Annotated in this window: 17 protein-coding genes; 10 read left to right on the top strand and 7 right to left on the bottom strand. The window is 65.4% G+C overall.

What is annotated here, in order from left to right:
- Nucleotides 1-110: 110 nt before the first annotated feature.
- The 3 genes from dinB to AC0L2M_RS31545 form a co-directional block, all read right to left on the bottom strand.
- The gene (gene dinB / locus AC0L2M_RS31555) at nt 111-1352 is read right to left on the bottom strand and encodes a DNA polymerase IV (RefSeq protein WP_473536884.1); all 1242 of its coding nucleotides are present in this window, start codon (nt 1350-1352) and stop codon (nt 111-113) included.
- A 297-nt stretch (nt 1353-1649) separates the two neighbouring features.
- Entirely contained in the window at nt 1650-2852 is a 1203-nt protein-coding gene (locus AC0L2M_RS31550; RefSeq protein ID WP_473536883.1) for an integrase core domain-containing protein, read from the bottom strand.
- A 155-nt stretch (nt 2853-3007) separates the two neighbouring features.
- Nucleotides 3008-3376, bottom strand: coding sequence for a hypothetical protein (locus AC0L2M_RS31545; RefSeq protein WP_128246988.1), 369 nt, complete (start codon nt 3374-3376; stop codon nt 3008-3010).
- A 194-nt stretch (nt 3377-3570) separates the two neighbouring features.
- Here AC0L2M_RS31545 and AC0L2M_RS31540 point away from each other — a divergent pair, with 194 nt between their 5' ends.
- Nucleotides 3571-3873 (top strand): hypothetical protein, encoded by a 303-nt coding sequence (locus AC0L2M_RS31540; protein WP_473536882.1) that lies wholly within the window; start codon nt 3571-3573, stop codon nt 3871-3873.
- A 228-nt stretch (nt 3874-4101) separates the two neighbouring features.
- Here AC0L2M_RS31540 and AC0L2M_RS31535 read toward each other — a convergent pair whose 3' ends face one another.
- Nucleotides 4102-4797 (bottom strand): XRE family transcriptional regulator, encoded by a 696-nt coding sequence (locus AC0L2M_RS31535; RefSeq protein WP_023799071.1) that lies wholly within the window; start codon nt 4795-4797, stop codon nt 4102-4104.
- 461 nt (nt 4798-5258) lie between these two features.
- Here AC0L2M_RS31535 and AC0L2M_RS31530 point away from each other — a divergent pair, with 461 nt between their 5' ends.
- The 3 genes from AC0L2M_RS31530 to AC0L2M_RS31520 all read left to right on the top strand — a co-directional run bounded on the left by AC0L2M_RS31530 (nt 5259) and on the right by AC0L2M_RS31520 (nt 6740).
- Nucleotides 5259-5651, top strand: coding sequence for a hypothetical protein (locus AC0L2M_RS31530; protein WP_473536880.1), 393 nt, complete (start codon nt 5259-5261; stop codon nt 5649-5651).
- A 110-nt stretch (nt 5652-5761) separates the two neighbouring features.
- Nucleotides 5762-6361 (top strand): DUF6456 domain-containing protein, encoded by a 600-nt coding sequence (locus tag AC0L2M_RS31525; protein WP_128246990.1) that lies wholly within the window; start codon nt 5762-5764, stop codon nt 6359-6361.
- A gap of 106 nt (nt 6362-6467) precedes the next feature.
- Nucleotides 6468-6740 carry a hypothetical protein gene (locus tag AC0L2M_RS31520; protein ID WP_023799068.1) on the top strand — a complete coding sequence of 91 codons (273 nt, stop codon included), beginning with the start codon at nt 6468-6470 and terminating at the stop codon, nt 6738-6740.
- 284 nt (nt 6741-7024) lie between these two features.
- Here the strand turns inward: AC0L2M_RS31520 and efp are convergent, their stop codons facing one another.
- Nucleotides 7025-7591 carry an elongation factor P gene (efp, locus tag AC0L2M_RS31515; protein WP_473536879.1) on the bottom strand — a complete coding sequence of 189 codons (567 nt, stop codon included), beginning with the start codon at nt 7589-7591 and terminating at the stop codon, nt 7025-7027.
- A 129-nt stretch (nt 7592-7720) separates the two neighbouring features.
- Here efp and epmA point away from each other — a divergent pair, with 129 nt between their 5' ends.
- Nucleotides 7721-8764: an EF-P lysine aminoacylase EpmA gene (gene epmA, locus AC0L2M_RS31510; protein ID WP_128170727.1), complete on the top strand. Its 1044-nt coding sequence runs from the start codon at nt 7721-7723 to the stop codon at nt 8762-8764.
- A gap of 202 nt (nt 8765-8966) precedes the next feature.
- Here the strand turns inward: epmA and AC0L2M_RS31505 are convergent, their stop codons facing one another.
- Nucleotides 8967-9563: a DUF922 domain-containing Zn-dependent protease gene (locus AC0L2M_RS31505; RefSeq protein WP_473536877.1), complete on the bottom strand. Its 597-nt coding sequence runs from the start codon at nt 9561-9563 to the stop codon at nt 8967-8969.
- A gap of 230 nt (nt 9564-9793) precedes the next feature.
- Between AC0L2M_RS31505 and msuE the strand changes: the two genes are divergently transcribed.
- The 5 genes from msuE to AC0L2M_RS31480 are packed head-to-tail and all read left to right on the top strand — an operon-like array spanning nt 9794 to nt 14476.
- The gene (gene msuE / locus AC0L2M_RS31500; protein ID WP_473536875.1) at nt 9794-10345 is read left to right on the top strand and encodes an FMN reductase; all 552 of its coding nucleotides are present in this window, start codon (nt 9794-9796) and stop codon (nt 10343-10345) included.
- A gap of 60 nt (nt 10346-10405) precedes the next feature.
- Nucleotides 10406-11770 (top strand): LLM class flavin-dependent oxidoreductase, encoded by a 1365-nt coding sequence (locus AC0L2M_RS31495; protein ID WP_287346227.1) that lies wholly within the window; start codon nt 10406-10408, stop codon nt 11768-11770.
- A 26-nt stretch (nt 11771-11796) separates the two neighbouring features.
- Complete coding sequence (locus AC0L2M_RS31490) at nt 11797-12645, top strand: ABC transporter permease (RefSeq protein WP_473536874.1); 849 nt, start codon at nt 11797-11799, stop codon at nt 12643-12645.
- A gap of 57 nt (nt 12646-12702) precedes the next feature.
- A complete protein-coding gene (locus AC0L2M_RS31485) occupies nt 12703-13701 on the top strand; it encodes an ABC transporter substrate-binding protein (protein WP_473536873.1) in 999 nt (332 codons plus the stop codon).
- A gap of 13 nt (nt 13702-13714) precedes the next feature.
- The gene (locus tag AC0L2M_RS31480) at nt 13715-14476 is read left to right on the top strand and encodes an ABC transporter ATP-binding protein (RefSeq protein WP_236377479.1); all 762 of its coding nucleotides are present in this window, start codon (nt 13715-13717) and stop codon (nt 14474-14476) included.
- A gap of 60 nt (nt 14477-14536) precedes the next feature.
- Here the strand turns inward: AC0L2M_RS31480 and AC0L2M_RS31475 are convergent, their stop codons facing one another.
- Entirely contained in the window at nt 14537-16504 is a 1968-nt protein-coding gene (locus AC0L2M_RS31475; RefSeq protein WP_473536871.1) for an acyltransferase family protein, read from the bottom strand.
- Nucleotides 16505-16594: the final 90 nt, after the last annotated feature.

Here is a 16594-nt window from a genome sequence, read left to right as displayed (position 1 = left end):
GCAGTGGGCAGTGGGCAGTGGGCAGTGGGCAGTGGGCAGTGGGCAGTGGGCAGTGGGCAGTGGGCAAGAAGGGGCCATTCCAAGGGCCATTCCCCTACTCCCCTACTCCCCTACAGTTCCTTCTCGGCCAACTCGCGAAACGCGTCAGGAACCGATCGCGACTGCCCGAGCGTGACCGAGGCGTAGCCGACCGCCTCCCAGCCACAACGGTCGCGGATCTTGTCGACGGCGCGGTCGGCGGTCCAGCGCGCCGCACCCTTCCTGGTGCCGGGGCGGAGGCGGTCGCCGTCGAGGCCGAGCGGCAGTTCCAGCTGCAGGGCCGGCTGCTTGTCCAGATGCGAGACGGCGATCGCCAGCAGCGAGATGGTCTTTTCGTGCGGATGATCGACAAGCACCTTGCGCACCAGCGCCTCGGCAATCTCGGCCAGCATCGCGGTTGCCGAAATCGGCTGGTCGAGCGTGATCGAACGCGTCACCGAGCGCAGATCGGCAAAGCGAACGCGGACCGTCACCGTGCGGCCGGGCCGGGATTTCGCCCGCAGCCTGGTGGCGACCCTGTCGGCCAGATGCAGCAGGGTGGGCACGAAGATTTTTGCCTCGGCCGGTTTCCCGCCGAGCGCCGATTGCGCGCCGGCCGATCGTGCCCGGCGCAGTGTCTCGAGTTTTCGTGGATCGCGGTTCCATGCCAGCGCGTTGAGCTTTCCACCTGCCGCCGAGCCGAGCAGACGCTCCAGCGACCCACCATTGGTCCTCGCCAGCTCGCCGATGGTGCGCACACCAATGCCGGCCAGCCGCTCCCTGGTGACCGGACCGACGCCCCACATCAGTTCGACCGGCAGATCGTGCAGAAACTCCAGCTCGTGGCGCGGATCGACCACCACCAGCCCGTCGGGCTTGGCCACCTGCGAGGCGATCTTGGCCAGGTGCTTGGTGCGCGCCACGCCGACCGAGATCGGCAAGCCAAGCTCAGCCCGCACGCGGCGGCGGATGGTTGTCGCGATCTCGGCCGGCGGGCCGAACAGGTGGGTGCAGCCGGCGACGTCGGCAAAGGCCTCATCGATGGAAATCCGCTCGACCACCGGGGTGAAATCGCCGAGCACTTGAATAGCCGCATCGCCGAGCCGCTGATAATCCTTGAAATGGCCGCCGACGAAAATCAGCCCGGGGCAGAGTTCCCGCGCGCGCCGCCCCGGCATGCCGCCGCGCACGCCAAAAGCCCTGGCCTCGTAGGACGCGGCCAAGACGACGCCGCCGCCGACGGCGATCGGCTTGCCGCGCAGGGCGGGGTCGAACAACTGTTCGACCGAGGCATAGAAAGCGTCCAGATCAGCGTGGAGGATGTTGGCTTCCATCCGGCCCGTTCGCGCGGCGGTTCGAACGCCGCATTGTCCTGAGGGTCGGTTTGCGTGGAACATAAAGAGAACAAATGGGGCGGATTGTCAAGCAGCGTGGAGGGCAGGTGGAGGGTAATCGCTTCAGGTCTGCGCTGCCCCTCATCGCCCTGCCGGGCACTTCTCCCCGTATAGGAACGGGGAGAAGGGACACTTCGCAAAGGATTTCGCCAATCTCCGGCGTTGCAGAAATGGAGCCGACGCTGCGGCTAAGTGTCCAGTTGATAGATGGGTAACACTTTGAACCGGATACATGGGTTACAGTTTTCCCCCTGTCGTGTCCGCCGCAGCGCCATGCGGTTTGATTGGCGCGGCGCTGCGGCGGACAAGCTTCATGCGCCTGGTGTCGAGGATGCCGAGCGGGTGGGCATGGAAGCTGAGCGCCCATTGACCATCCTCGGTTTCGATGGCGGCGACCGCTTCGCCGGCCAGCGCCTTGGAAACGTAGACGAAACCACCGTTCCACCTGATCTCGCCATTGTGGCGCACGCTGCGCACCGCCGCCTCGGCCGGATAGTCGGGCTCGGGCGGTGTCGCAGGCATGGCGCGCGGCGAGGAGCGATAATGCTGCGCCGGGGTGTCCATGGCCAGCGCCTCATGCGGACGCTCCTCATTGTAGCTGCGCCGGAAGGCTTCGAAAGCCTGGCCCTGGGCGGTTCTGTCGGCCTCCGGCGCCTTGGCCAGCGGCAGCATGGTCAGGTGGAAGCGCTCGTGGCATCCGTTCTGCTGCGGCTTGCCGGGTGCGATCCGCTCCAGCGTGATGCCGAGCTTGATAAAGCGCACCGACAGCGGTGTCAGCCCGGTGACGCCGGCCGACGCGAAAGGCGAGCCATTGTCGCTTCTGAACCGATCCGGCAGGCCATGTTCCTCAAACAGCCGCTCGAACACCGGCCAGGCCTCGTCGTCCGCCGTCGAGCCCGTCGCTTCGAGCGCCAAAAGGAAGCGGCACGACGCATCCATCACCGTCAACGGTTCGCAGCGCCACCCGTCACGGGTGCGGAACCAGCCCTTGTGGTCGCCCGTCCACACCGCGTTCGGCTCCTCGGCTGGCGGCCATGGTCCGTTGCCCGCCGCCTTCCAGCGGGCGCGCCGCCGACCGACAAGCCCATGCCGCTCAAGGATCGCGCCAGCCGTCGAGGCCGACGGCCAGGCCAACTCGGGAGCGGTGCGCTTGAGCCGCGCCATGATCTTCTTCGGCCCCCACAGTGGATGTGCCTCCTTCGAAGCAACGATCCGCTCCACCAGATCCACCGCCGTCGCCCGGCCATGATTGAGCGGCGCCCGCGGCCGGTCATGCAGACCTTCCGGGCCGAACTCCCGGTACCGTCCCAGCCATTTGTAGCCGATCTTGCGCGATATGCCGAAGTCAGCACAAAGCTGCGTCATCGTCTCATCACCCGCCAGGCACTCCACAACAAACCGAAGCCGCTCATCCATGATGCCAGTCTCTCGCCAAACCATCGCCGGTCCTCCCGGCGAAGGAGAAAACTGTCACCCATGCAATCAGTCCATTCTGTTACCTATCTATCCGGTTCGGACACCCTTACCCTCTCCCCGTATAGAGACGGGGAGAGGGGGTCGCCAGCGCGGCAGCGCCGACGTTACTCACCTCCAGCCTACGCCGCCTGCCGTGCCCAGAGGCGGTGGCCGTAGCGGCGGAAGAAGCGCGCCAGCAGAAGCTGCTGCCTGGCGCGGGCGAGATCGGCGCCGCGCCTTTCCTGGCGCCAGCGCGGCATATTGCGATAACAGGCAATGAAGCGGGCGGCGTCCTCGAGCGCCTCCTCAGTCGACTGCGCCGGGCGGATCGCCGCCAGGAACAAGGCCTCGCCGAGCTTCAGCCGGTCGACCAGCGCCTTGCGCTGGCCATGGCCGAGGCGCGCCCGGCCTATGCCGTCGAGGCGGATAGCCGCGAGGGCGGCGAGCATGGCCGGGCTGTCGCTGGTATAGCCGCAATCGCGGGCGAACTGGGCGGAGAGGGCGTCCATCTTCGTCTCCTTGGCTGGCGGCGGCGCGACGGAGACCCGGTCCCGTCGCCCATTCATCCTGGGATATCGCATGTAAGCATAACTCAAAAAATGGCACAAGTTAAACTTTTTCACGGGTTGAGCGGAACCGACTCGACTCTTCGGGAAAAACCCCTAATGATGTGAACAAAACAGGAACTGAGGCATCAGGGACGATGGCATTGCCGGGCAAGGAATCAACGATCGCCGAGGTCGTCTCGATAGCGGTCGAGTGTATCGATTGCGGTCGAAACAGATGGTGGAAGCCGGCGGAGCTGAGGCGTTTCGGGGTGACCGCGCAGACGCCGCTGGCGGCGCTGTCGGGGCGGCTTCGCTGCTCGGCCTGTCGCGCCGACGGCCTGCCGGGCGCGGCGGTCTCGATCCAGGCGGCGTTCATCGACGAGCGGCAGCAGCGCCGCGCCGAGGCGCGGATGCTTGGCGAGCGCGAGGTTCCGCTGGAAAGATCCAGGCGGGCTTGATGGGGAGTGGCGATTCCTTCTCCCCTTGTGGGAGAAGGTGGCCTCGCGAAGCGAGGTCGGATGAGGGGTGTTGGACGGATCGCCAACGCCTGCCTTTGCTCCAGGGAAGTGAAGCGAAGGCGACGGATTGCCGATGCCTCATTCCGTCCAGCACCCCTCATCCGGCTCGGCGCTACGCGCCGATCCACCTTCTCCCACAAGGGGAGAAGGGCGCGCTCCGCCGCCGCCCTAGTACCCCAGCAGTTCCTTGAGCGGGATGACGCGCCAGACGTGTTTTATCGCGTAGCGGTTGAAGGTCAGCGACTTCGGCGGATTGTACTGCTCGACGACCAACTCGGCGGCGGTCCGCTTGACCAGCTTTTTGATGAAGGCCTTGCCGTTGCGCTCGTTTTCCTCGGGAAACATCTCGATCACCACGTGGTCGCCGGGCACAGCGTCGCGGCCGCCGCAATAGAGCATCTCGCCGGGCTCGTAGCGCGGCACCATCGAGTCGGAGAGCACGTGCAGCGCGAACACCTTGCGCAGATGGGCGATGCCGGGCGGGCGTTGGACATAGCCGGCGACCTCGCCGTTGAAGGTGAAGTCGCCGTCGTCGCCGCCGACCGCGGCACCCAGAAGCTCGATGTCCATCGGGCCGGCGGGCAGGGGGGCGGCGTCGGTGACGATCTCGGCGTCAGCGACATTGTCGGCGTCGTCGAGGAAGACGACCTCGCCCTTGCCGAGCGCCACCGGGTCGACGCGCAGGAACGCGGCGGTCTTCAAAAGGTTCTCGGTTTTTGGCAGGTTGCGGCCGGTTTCCCAATTGCCGACAGCAGCGACGTCGGTGTCATTATGCTCGGCAATATGGCGCATCACCAGGCCGCGCTGCTTGCGCGCCTTGCGGATCGCCGCACCGACCTTGATCGACAATGAAGTTTTCGCCATGGCGCCATCTGAAACATAAGAATCGGTTTCGTCCATGAAAGAATGGCTTGCATAATTTTTTGAGTTATGCTTATATATCGGCCATGCACAAGCCACGCTCCATCTCGCTTCCCCATCCGTCCCGGCTGTCCCTCCTCCCGGCCGGGACGAAGCCCCGAGGCTCGCGCCTCGGATCCGGTCGCCCTGCCGTCAGCGGCGGCGACCGGAACGGCCGGAGCCGTCCCCACGGCTCCGGCCCCGAATTTCGGCGCGTGCAATGCGGGCCTTTCGTGCATCCGCACCGAAGACGGCACGGTGATCGTCTTCGACCGGCGCACAGGCAGGGCGGTTTCCCCGGGGAGAGGTGATCGGCGACGCCGCGCCGCCCCTCACCTGCCTGCCGGCATCCTCTCCCCGTGAACGGGGAGAGGGGGGCAGCTTCGGCAACTACGCAACTCTTTCAATCTCGATGGATCAACATCATGCCCGCCCATAGCGACACAACATTGCAAAGCATCGCCCGCACCCCAGCCAGGCTGGCGCCGCCGGTCTGGCTGCCGCAGCGCCCGTTCGTGCGCGAGATCCACGGGCCCGACGGCGAGGCCCTCAAGCTGCCGTCGCCGCGCCCCACTGCCGCCGTCGGGCGCCAGCCGCATGTCGCAGCCATGCGCTTCATCGACTGCCTGTTCAACCGCTGCCGCGCACCGCTCGACCTGACGCTCGAGCAAAATCCCGAAAACGACGCGCCCGGCAGCCGGCCGGCACTGGCGATGCTGTGCTGCGGCTTGCGCACGCGGCCGCTGAAAAGCTACTGCGCCTATCACGCGGCGCGGTTCTGCGACCATCGCCGTACGGCTCTCGCGGACGTAGCGTGAGCGGCATCGGTCGAGAGTCTTCTCGCCAAGCACGGCGGCCCGGTTCCTCGCCCCCGCTGCGCGGAGGAGCCCAGGTTCTGCGAAGACAGCAATGAAACGAGGAGCCACAGATGAGCAAGAAGACCGCCCAAAAGGCCAAACCGCCCAAATTACCCACGGGCGAGGCCGAGCAGGTGCGCATCCGCAAGCAGGTCGGTCATGATTTCGCGCTGAAGGACGATGCCTTTGGCCGCAAGCGGCTGGCGACCGGCACGCTGGAGGCGAGGCGCGTCTATGAGGTGTCCAATAACGGCCACACCGCGACCGGCGGGATTGTGCGGGTGCGCAATGTCGACCCGCTGACCGGCATCACCTCGCTGTCGCGCCAGCAGCGCGAGGCGGGCATGCGCTACCGCGAGGATTTTCGCGTCTCGGCACAGGACGGCGTCAAGCCGATGGCGCTGATCGAGCGCGTCGACGGCGGACGCATCGGCGGCGGCGTTGCCGACCGCATCCTGTCCGCCGGCCGCGCCTATGCCGACGCCACCAGGGCGCTTGCGCATTGGGAGGTGTCGGTCGTGGTGCAAAAAGTCTGCTGCGCCGGCGAAACGGTGAAGAGCCTGGCCGAACAGACCGGCGAGCCGCGGGATGTGCTGTCGAAACTGCTCAAAATCGGGCTGGACTTGCTGGCGGTGCATTACGGCATGATGCTGATGCGGCGGCCGCGGTGAAGGGGCAAACGGGGCGTTTGGCAATGCGTTTTGGCCAGCGTCCTCCAATTGAAGGGCGCGGGTTTCCCGACGGCCTGTTACGCTGCGCCATTGCTGGTAGATCACAATGCCAAAGATGCCGCAAAACGCTCATTTCGCAGATACGGCGCCGACGTCTTCGGCGCTGACCGCGTATGACGAGCACTGCATGCTGACTTACATCCGGCTGCTCGATGCTTCGGCGGACAGCGCCGATTGGCGTGAGGTCGCCCACACCGTCCTGCACATTGACCCGGAGCAGGAGCCAGAACGGGCATTCCGCGCCTGGGCGACGCATCTGGCGCGTGCCCGCTGGATGACCGAGGTTCGTGTCGATCGGCATGATCGTGGCACGGAATGACGCGGGAGATTTTTCGTGGAACTGCCATCCCGGTCTGACCGTTTAGACAGGAAACCAACTGGGAAGCGCCCGATGAACTCTTGGCAAATCAACACCTTGGAGGCCTGCTGCCTGCTTGCCGTCCCGCTGTCGATGATCCTTACGGTTCTGGTGGCGGGTTTCATCCTTGGCTGAATCTGCACTGTTCAGTGAAGGAGACGGCACGCATGGCGGCACCGGCGTGAGTTGCGCCCTGGCATTCATCGCGCGCGACACCTTCAGCGACGACAAAATGATCCTGTCTCTCAGTCCTTGGCGCGCTCCACATAGGCGCCATCAGCCGTCATCACCACCACGCGGGTGCCGGCGGTGATGTGCGGCGGAACCAGCGTGCGCACGCCGTTGGACAGCGTCGCCGGCTTGTAGGATGAGGACGCCGTCTGGCCCTTGGTCACCGGCTCGGTCTCGACCACCTCGAAGGTGGCGCGCTGCGGCAGCACCAGCGAGATGGCGATGCCGTTGTACTGTGAAATCTGCACCGCCATGCCTTCCCTGAGATAGGGCGCCATCTCGCCGACCACGCTTTCCGGCACCGCGACCTGGTCATAGCTTTCCGGGTTCATGAAATGATAGCCTTCGGCGTCGTGGTAGAGGAAGGTATGCTCGCGCTCCTCGACATAGGCGCGCTCGACCTGCTCGGTGGTGCGGTAGCGCTCCGAAACCTTCACCCCGTCGGAGATGCGGCGCATGTCGAGCTGGGTCACCGGCGTGCCCTTGCCCGGATGGATGTTTTCGGCAAAGAGGATCACATAGAGCTTGCCGTCCTTTTCGACGACATTGCCTTTGCGTAGGGAACTGGCGATGACCTTCACGGGCTTTATTCCTAACAGCGTTGATTGGCCTGGGAGCGCCGAATGGCGCAAATCGGCTGCGGGAGCCGTTCGGTGCGGCCTAGCGCATCTTGGCGGCAATCGCCAGTCCTCGATGCAAATCCTGTCGCCATGACCGCCGCCTCGCCCTGGTGGACGCCTGATGTTCACGCCGACCGGCGGCCGCGGTTGATCCTGCGCAACGCCATCACCGCGGCCGTGCGCGACTGGTTTGCCCGCCGCGACTTCGTCGAAGTCGAGACCGCGGCGCTGCAGGTCTCGCCCGGCAACGAGGCGCATCTGTCGGCCTTCGCCACCGAGGCGCTCGGCCCAGATGGGCGGCACCAGCCGCTCTATTTGCACACCTCGCCGGAATTCGCCTGCAAGAAGCTGCTCGCCGCCGGCGAGAAACGCATCTTCAGCCTGAGTGCCGTCTATCGCAACCGCGAGCGCGGCCCATTGCACCATCCGTCCTTCACCATGCTCGAATGGTACCGGGCCGATGAGACCTACGACAGCCTGATGCAGGATTGCGCCGGGCTTGTCGCGCTGGCCGCCGAGCGCGCCGGCACGAAACGCTTCGCCTTTCGCGGCCGCGAGGCCGATCCGTTCGCCGAGCCGGAACGGTTGAGCGTCGCCGAGGCTTTTATCCGCTATGCCGGTATCGATCTGTTGGTCACGGTCGCCGCCGACGGCAGCACCGATCGCGAGGCGCTGCATGCGGCTCTGGTCCAGGCGGGCTTGCGCACCGCGCCCGACGACAATTGGGCCGATCTGTTCAGTCGGGTGCTGGTGGAAAAGATCGAGCCGGCGCTGGGGCAGGGGCGCGCCACCATTCTTTACGGCTATCCGATCTCGGAGGCCGCCCTTGCCCGGCCGAGCGCCGATGACCCGAGGACCGCCGAGCGCTTCGAGCTCTATTGCTGCGGCGTCGAGCTGGCCAATGCGTTCGGCGAGCTGACCGACGCCGACGAGCAGCGCCGGCGCTTCATCCTCGAAATGGACGAGAAGCAGCGCATCTACGGCGAACGCTATCCGATCGACGAGGATTTCCTCGCCGCACTGGCCATCATGCCGCAGGCAAGCGGCGCCGCACTCGGCTTCGACCGGCTGGTGATGCTGGCGACGGGGGCGATGCGGGTCGAGGATGTAATGTGGACGCCGGTGACGGGGTGAGGCGAGGCCTGCACTCTACGGCGCCCCCTCTGTCCTGCCGGGCATCTCCCCCTCAAAGGGGGAGATTGGCTGACCGCAACGCCGCACCTCGTCCTTCAACATCGGCGATTGAGGCCGGAGCGACGCGAAGGCGCAATCTTCCCGTTTGAGGGGGAGATGCCCGGCAGGGCAGAGGGGGGTGCCTCGCTCAGGCGTCACAATACTACCGCCCCATCAGCAAATTAACGATCAGCCGCTGCAGATTGCCGCGCGGGGCGAATTCTACCCGGTCGAAAGCGCGGCTTGCCTGCCGCTGCGCCTGGGAGAGTTCGGCAAGCCGCGTGGTCATTTCGGTCCTGATCTTTTTGCAGCCGGGATCGTCGGCGACGGACAGGCCGATGGTCGCCGTCTCGATCTTGCGGACCATGTCGACGATGATGTCGCCATGCACCTTTTCGTGGGCGGCAAGGCCAGCGGCGAAAACCTCCCAGCTCTTCTGCACGGCGGCCGGCACCGGCCCGGACGCTTTGGGCAAGGTATAGGTTATGATGAGTTTTGGGCGCGCCGACACCAGCACACAGGCATTGCCTTGCCGCTGATAGTCCCTGACCCAGGTCAGCTTGAAATTGGTATAGGCCATGGCGCGGACCCTGCTTTTGCCGATCGTCGGCCCGCGTTCGCCCATCGAGGCATGGAGCTGGGGACCGGTCTGCCCTGAAACGGCGTAGGTCTCAACCTTCTCGACCGGCTTCCAGCCCGCCTGCGCCGGCGACGCCAGCAAAATGGCCAGGAGCAGGTAGGTCAGAACGGCTGTTTTCATGCGAATCCTCCGGGGCAATGCCTTTGGTGTGAGATCATCAACGCATGGCCGGAATGCGGTCAAGGCGCCGTTGCCGAACTCGCCGTTCGCATTTCGCGTCGAAAGAACCAATCAACGGCGATGTGCCGCAAACTCAATCCGCTTGGCGGGCTCGTTTTGAAATCTTCTTTCTCATTAAATTCTATAAACTTAGTAGAGTTAACGCACACAAGCGTTTGCGAGGAGCCCAAATGTCGAAAAATCTGGTGGTGGGGCTGTCGGGCAACCTGACCCGTCCGTCGAAGACCAAGGCGTTCATCAGCCACATCGTTGCGGAGGTGGCGAGCCGCACCGGTGCAGCCTCGACCGTTTTCGACATCGAGGATCTCGGTCGGTTGTTTCCGCTGGCAAGGCGCATTGGCGATCTGGATCCATCGGCCAGGAACATCGTCGAGCGATTGCTGGGCGCCGACGTCCTGGTGGTTGGCTCGCCGACTTTCAAAGGCAGCTACACTGGGCTTTTCAAGCATTTCTTCGACCTGCTCGACCCGTCATCCCTGCGGGGAAAGCCGGTCATCCTTGCTGCAACCGGCGGTGGCGATCGTCATTCGCTGATGGTCGAACATCAGCTGCGGCCGCTGTTCGGCTTCTTCGAGGCGCTGACCCTGCCGACCGCGATCTACGCCTCCGACAAGGACTTCGCCAACGGCGTGCTGGTGTCCGAAGCCATCCATGCGCGCGCCAGCCAAGCGGTCGCCGAAGCATGCCGGGCGGTGCCACGCAGCGTCGGTCTTGCCGCCTGAACATGCCACCGGCCCCCGTGTCCTCAATCCGCTTCCCGCACAGCTCAGAAGGAGCCCGCAATGACCAGACCCAGCAAGTCGAGGCAGATCAAGCTTGGTGCTTTCCTGCCCGGTGGCGGACAGCATATCGCAGCCTGGCGCCATCCTGACGCGCCGGCCGACGGCGCGACGAATTTCGAGTTCCACAGGCAGCTCGCGCTGACCGCCGAGCGCGGCCTGTTCGATGCCTATTTCCTTGCCGACAACCTGACCGTCGGCCTCGGCGCCCGCGAAGGCGGCAATGCCAAGATCGCCGGGTTCGAGCCGGTGACGCTGTTCGCCGCATTGGCGCCGCTCACCACGCATCTAGGCTTCATCGCCACCGCCTCGACCACCTATGAGGAGCCCTATACGCTCGCCCGCAAGTTCGCCTCGCTCGACCTGCTGTCGAACGGCCGGGCCGGCTGGAATGTCGTGACCTCGGCGGGTGACGAGACCGCGCGCAATTTCAATCGCGAGACGCAGCCTGCCCACGCCGAGCGTTATGCCCGCGCGCATGAACATGTCGAGACGGTCAAGGCGCTGTGGGACAGCTGGGAAGACGATGCCTTCATCCGCGACAAGAAGTCGGGGCGCTTCTACGACAAGGACAAGCTTCACGACATCGACCACAAGGGCCGGCATTTCAGCGTCAAAGGCCCGCTCAATGTGCCGCGACCGGTGCAGGGCCATCCGGTGGTGGTTCAGGCCGGGCAGTCGGAGGACGGACGCAAGCTCGCCGCCCAGTCGGCTGAGGTCATCTTCACCGCCCATCAGAACCTGGCCTCGGCGCAAGAATTCTACCGCGACATCAAGGCGCGCGTGGCGGCAGTCGGCCGCGATCCCGGGCAGGTGCTGATCATGCCGGGCGTAGCACCCTTCGTCGGCCGCACCGAAGAGGAAGCCCGCGCCAAGTACCAGCAACTGAACGAGCTGATCCTGCCCGAGGATGGCGTGGCCCTGCTCAATGGGCTGGCCGGCCAGACGCTCGACATCCGGGGTTACCCGCTCGACGGACCGCTGCCGCCGAGCCGGGAAACCGAAGGCATGAAGAGCCGCCAGGCGCTGATCCGCCAGATTGCCGACGAGCACAACTTCACCATCCGCCAGCTCTACCAGTGGGTGGCGACGGCCCGCGGCCACTACACCGTGATCGGCAGCGCGGCGCAGGTTGCCGATCAGCTGGAGGAATGGTTCGGCAACGACGCCGCCGACGGCTTCAACATCCTGCCGCCGTGGCTGCCCGGCGGGCTCGACGATTTCGTCGACCTGGTGATCCCCGAGCTGCAGCGTCGCGGCCTGTTCCGCACCGCCTACGAGGGCAGGACGCTGCGCGAGAATCTCGGCCTCAGGCGGCCGGAAAACCCCTGGACCGCCGCCCGCTCCAAGGTGCTGGCCGCCGAATAGATTCTCTTGAAGCAAAGGGCAAGACGATGAGTTTGCAACACATCGAGCAGCGGGTGACGATCGATGCACATGACGGCAGAACCGGCCTTGGCGCCGATTTCCCGCGCCTGGCCAACCGCACTGTCATCCGCTTCCTGTCCCGCTACGGCATCCTGATCGGCTTCCTCGCGATCTGGCAGGTGTCGAGCAGCGCGGGATGGGTCAACGCCGCGGTGCTGCCGCCGGTCGACACGATCGTCTCCGCACTGTGGAATGGTCTGGCCGGCGGCACCTTGCTTGGCGATATCGCCATCAGCCTGCAGCGCGCCGGCCTCGCCTTCGCGGCGGCGGTGGCGGTTGCCATCCCGCTTGGTCTGTTCATGGGCCAGGTGCGCGCCGTCGAAACCGCGCTTGACCCGATCCTGCAGGTTTTCCGGCAGACCTCGGCGCTTGCGCTCTATCCGGTGTTCATCCTGCTGCTCGGGTTGGGGGAGGCATCAAAGGTCTTCGTCATCTTCTGGGCGACGCTGTTTCCGCTGCTGCTCAACACCATCAGCGGCGTCAAGCAAGTCGATCCGAAACTGCTCGAGATGGCCCGGGCCTACGGCGCCACGCGGGTCACCGCGTTTCGCCGGGTCGTGCTTCCGGGGGCCGTCCCTTCGATCTTCGTCGGCTTGAGGCTGAGTGCGACCACGGCGCTCTTGTTGCTGATCGCATCCGAAATGATCGGCGCCAACAAGGGCATCGGCTTCCAGGTGATGAACGCGCAGTACAACTTCCAGATCCCGCTGATGTTTGCAGCGATCGTCATCCTTGCCGGCCTCGGCCTGATCGCCAACCAGGCGCTGGTCGGCCTGCAGCGGCGGCTCTGCCGCTGGAGCAATCCCATCGACTGACCAGCTTTCAACCATCCTCTCCAACAGGCCCCATCCTCCAACACGAAAGTCCGGACCATGCCAATCACTCGCCGTTCCCTGCTTGCGGGCGCTCCCTTTGCCGCCGGCATCATCGCCACCGGCCTGCCTCGCTTCGCCGTTGCGCAAGCCGCGCCGGTCACGTTGCGCTACCTCGCCAGCCGTGGCAGCATCTCGCCGCATGAGCTGGCGGACGCGCTCGGCTATTTCAAGGGCGTCGGCGTCAAGCTTGAGAATGTCGGCTACTCCAGCGGCGGCCCGGAATCGCTGTTCGCGCTCGCCTCCGGCAGCGTCGATCTCGGCTCGGCCGCAACCGCTGCGGTGATCAATTCGATCTCCGGCGGCAACGACTTCGTCGCTGCCTATCCAAGCAACGGCATCAACGGCCGAGTGCGCAGCGTGTTTTACGTGCTGGAAGACAGTCCGATCAAATCGATCGCCGACATCGCCGGCAAGACCATTGCGGTCAACACGCTCGGCGCCCATCTCGACTATACCGTGCGCGAGGCGCTGCACGGCGTCGGCCTGCCGCCGGATGCCGCCAACCTCGTCGTCGTGCCCGGGCCGCAGCTTGAACAGACCTTGCGGTCACGCCAGGTCGATATCGCGGCCCTGGGCTACTGGCAGGCGACGTTTGCCGGCGCGCTGGTCGACAAGGGCGGTGTGCGCGGCGTGTTCAACGACACCGACGTGCTGGGCGAACTGGCCGGCGGCTTCATTGTCCTGCGGCGCGACTTCATCGCGGCGCATCCGGACGGCGCCCGCAATTTCGTCAAACAGTCGGCCCGCGCCGCCGACTGGTCGCGCCAGAACCCGAACGAGGCGCGCAAGGTGCTTGCGGAGATCCTCGATAAACGCGGCGAAAATGGCGAGCTGGCGCGCTACTGGACCGGCTTCGGCCTGCGCGAAGGGGCGAAGGCTGACGACCGCGACGTAGACTTCTGGGTCGGCGTGCTCGAGCGCGACGGCCGGCTGCCCAAGGGCAGGCTGAAAGCCGCGGATATCCTTTACGGGCGCGGCGAAACGAAAACCAATTGATCGGGAGACGGCCATGGCCAGCACAAGCGGTGGCGAGGTCACGATACGCGACCTCTCCAAATCCTTCACCCTCGGCGGGCGCCCGCTTGCCGTGCTGAGGGCGCTCAACCTCGATATCCGCTCCGGCGAATGTCTCGTCATCGTCGGCGCCAGCGGATCGGGCAAGACCACGCTGCTGCGCATCCTTGCCGGTCTTGAGGCCGCCGACAGCGGCGGTGTCGCGATCGACGGCAGGCCGGTCCATGGCGTCGGCGCCGAGCGCGCGGTCATCTTCCAGGAACCGCGCCTGCTGCCCTGGCTGACGGTGCTCGGCAACGTCGCCTTTGGCCTAGAAGTGCGGGGCGTGCCCAAGGCGGAAGCCGAGGACAAGGCCCGCTTCTATACCGCGCTCGTCGGCCTGGCCGAATTCAGCGATGCCTATCCCAGGCAGCTTTCGGGCGGCATGGCACAGCGCGTCGGCATTGCCCGGGCCTTGACCGTGCAACCTGAAATCCTGCTGCTCGACGAGCCGCTAGGCGCGCTCGACGCCATGACCAAGATCGGCATGCAGGAGGAACTGGCACGCATCTGGAGCGAGGAGAACGTCACCATGGTCATGGTCACCCATGATCTGGAAGAAGCGATCTATCTTGCCGACAGGGTGCTGATCCTGCCCAGGGAGAAGGGCGGCACAGCACGGCTGGTCGAGGTTGAACTGCCGCGCCCCCGCGATCGCAGCGAGAGCCGGTTCGTGCGCTACCGCGAAGAACTGCTGCGCGAGTTTGGCTTGCACTGAGACTGGGGGCACTGAGACTGGGGGCACCGAGACGCTGGTGAAAGGCGCGTCTTGCGCGCCTTACTTCCCGGCCGCCCCGGTCGAGAACAGCGCGCGCTCGACCGTCGGCTCCAGTGTTTGCGCAAAGGGCGTCGCCATGTGGTGGCGGTCGCGATAGGCCAGCTTGCCATCGATGAAGACATGGCAGGTCTTGGCGTCGCAGAACCGGTCGGTCATGTCGATGTAGGTCGCGTTGGGGACGGCGCGCACGATGTCACGCTCCACCGCGGCCATGGCGTCGTTGGCGGCGTCGGTTCGCGGCGCGTCACATACCGATGGCGTCTGTCCACGCCACAGCGCGCGGGCCACGCAGGTGTCGACAAACAGGGTGTTAAACGGCACATCGCGGATGAAGGCGACTTTCAGCCCGGCCTGGCTGAACGCCTCCAGCGTTGCGCGCAGGCCGCCCTGCCAGTCCTGATCGAGGCTTTCGGATTGCCGGGCGTCGGGCGACAGTTTGCGCGAACTGGTCAGCGAGATCTCCGAGATCACCACCAGGCTCGGGCGCAGGGCGATGATCTCCTTGATCGATTGCTCGCGCCATTGATCGCACTCGGTGTAGTCGCGCTTCAGCTTCGAGCTCCAGACCGTCAGCCGCGATGCCCGGCAGGCGGCTTTGAGCCAGGTGACGACCTTGTAGTCGTTCTTCTTCGCCGCCTCGATCAGCGGCGTCGACCAGTGATCGGCATGCGAATCGCCGAACAGCGCGATCGAGCGCTCGGCATTCTTGGCGCCGAACTCGCAGGCCCTCGGCGTCACTGTCTCGTAGTCGACAACGCAGCCTACCTTGGCGCGCGCGGTAGAGGGCTGCGCGGCAGTTTCGGCAATGATGCGTTGCGAGGGGTCGAGGCCGTCCACGGCAAGGCGCGCATTGGCGTAAGTCGCCACGACGCCGGCGCCGGTCAGCATTGCGGCGGGGATTAGCGCGCGCGCCGCGTTCGCCATCAGCCAGCCATTGCGACGGATCGGGTTTTCGATGAAATTATAGGTGAAGAGCGACAGCGCCAGCGTCAATGCGGCGCAGGCAAGCCGCCCCGGCCAGGCCAGGTCGGGCACCATCATCGTCGCATAGACGATGACCGGCCAGTGCCAGAGGTAGAGTGAGTAGGAAAGTTTCCCCACCCATTGCAGGGGCGGCAGCGCCAGCATGGCGCTCGGCCCTCTTTGGACATTGCCGGAGCCGCTGAGCAGCAGGAGCACGGTGCCGGCCACCGGCACCACCGCCGCAAAGCCGGGGAAGGGGGTGTCCTGCTCGCTGAAGGTCAGATAGGCACCGGCGATCAGCGCCAGGCCAAGCCATGCCAGTGCTGCGCCCAGTTGCGGGCGCTCTCGCCAGAATTTTACCGGCGCCATCGTCGCCAGGCCGCCGGCGGCGAATTCCCAGGCCCTGAGCGGCGAGAAATAGAAGGCCCAGGGCTGCGCCACGGTGGTGAGCCAGGCGCAGACGGCGAACGACACCGCGCCGGTGAGGCCGATCACCAGGATCGCCGTGCGCTTGCCCGGGCGCAGCCATGCCGCCAGCAGAAGCAGCCCCGGCCATACGAAATAGAACTGCTCCTCGACCGAGAGCGACCAGAAGTGGATGAAGGGGTTGTTCGCCGCGTCGGGGGCGAAATAGTCGAACGACCAGCGTATCAGCCAGAAATTGATCGCATAGGCCGAGGCGAACATGGCGCCTTTCGAATAGAGCGACTGTTCGTCCGGCGACAGGATGAAGTAGCCGGCGACCAGCGTGGCGAAGATGACAAACAGCGAGGCCGGCAGCAGGCGCCGGGCGCGCCTTGCATAGAACCGCCACAGGTCCAGCCTGCCGTCCTCGGCGATTTCCCGCAGCAGCTGGCCGGTGATCAGGTAGCCGGAGATGACGAAGAAGATGTCGACGCCGGTGAAGCCGCCAGGCAGGTCCGACAGACCAAAATGGAACGCGACGACGCCGGACACCGCCAACGCACGCAGCCCTTCGATATCAGGCCGAAACGATGCTGACACGGCAAAACCTCGCGAAGTCGTTGAAAAGCCACCCGTGCGAAGACTCGACGCAATGCATTGATATTGCAATGCAACAAATCTAACGCAGTG

The sequence above is a fragment of the Mesorhizobium sp. WSM4806 genome (assembly GCF_055811635.1).
The sequence above is the reverse complement of the archived record's forward strand: the minus strand, read 5'-3'. Positions and strand labels throughout refer to the sequence as shown.